Source organism: Pseudoxanthomonas sp. LjRoot204_2 (assembly GCF_056175765.1).
In genome coordinates, this window is sequence record NZ_JBGFFG010000676.1 from 1 (window position 1) to 1232 (window position 1232).

General features: G+C 65.8%; 1 protein-coding gene. It reads right to left on the minus strand.

Annotation, left to right across the window (positions count from 1 at the left end; genetic code table 11):
- Positions 1 to 225: 225 nt before the first annotated feature.
- A partial coding sequence (locus tag AC04L7_RS19020) for a toxic anion resistance protein (RefSeq protein WP_475513748.1) occupies positions 226 to 1232 on the minus strand: 1007 nt, incomplete at its 5' end.

Consider the following 1232-nt stretch of genomic DNA (forward strand, 5'->3'; position numbering starts at 1 on the left):
CGTGATCCGTACGCCGCGCCACGTCGGCGTGCTCAGCCCGATCGTGCACACCATCCCGGTGCAGCTGTTGGCGTACCACACCGCCTTGGCGCGCGGCACCGACGTGGACAAGCCGCGCAACCTGGCGAAGTCGGTGACGGTGGAGTAGTCGTCCATCCAGATGCCGGAGAGAGGACGGGCCGCGCAATGCGGCCCGTTTCTGTTTGGTAAGACGCGAACTTGCGATCAGGAAGCTGCGGTGCCCGCCGTCGGCAGCGCCAATCGCTTTTCCAGATCTTCGCGCATGTCCACCAGCTCGGTGGACAGCTGCTTCCGCTTGGCCATGCCTTCGCGGTGTATCTCGCGGACTTCCTCCACCGTCCGGATCAGGGTTTCGTTGACGGTGCGCAGGGTCTCGATGTCGATCACCGAGCGCTGGTTGGCGCGTGCGGTGCCGACGGCGGTCGCATGCACCAGCTCGGCGTTCTTGCGCATCAATTCGTTGCTGGCGTCGTCGATGGCGTTGGCCAGTTCCACCGCGTTGCGCTGGTCGGCCAGCGACAGCTGGATAGCGAACTGGTTGCGCCACATCGGGATGGTGATGTCGCGCACGGCGCTGAACTTCTCGATCAGCTGGATGGCATTGGCCTGGATCAGGCGGATCATCGGCAGCGTCTGGTCCGCCGCGTGCTGCAGTACCTGCAGGTCGGACACGCGCTTGTCGATCAGGCGCAGCGCGGTGTCCAGGGCGGCGCGGCGCGTACGGGATTCCTGATCCTCCTTGCCCGCCAGCGTCGCCAGCTCCGCTTCCAGTTCGGCGATGCGGACGCGGCCGGCGGCTACGTGCACGCCGAGTTCGCGACGCTCGTCCAGCACGATGTCGTGCATCTGGTCGTACTCGCGTACGCGCTGCTGCTGGATCTGCTGGGTCTTGCCCACGTCGCCCATCAGCTGGTCGATCTGGCGGTTGGTGGAGCTGTAGCGCTGGACCAGGTCGTCCTTGGTCGCGCGCATCCTGTCGATCAGCGGTCCCAGGATCGGCAGCTTGGAGCGGCCATGGAAGGACTCGAGATTCAGCGAGCGCGCGATGCGCACGACTTCGCCCAGCTTGTCGCCGCTGCTGTCGAGGTCGGCATTGCGGACCTTGTCCAGCAACTGCGTGCTGAAGGCGCTGGTCTTGGTGGTCGCTTCACGGCCATAGGTGTGCAGGTTGCCGGGCGCGATGTCCTGCAGCGCCTTGGTCGCCTCCTGGA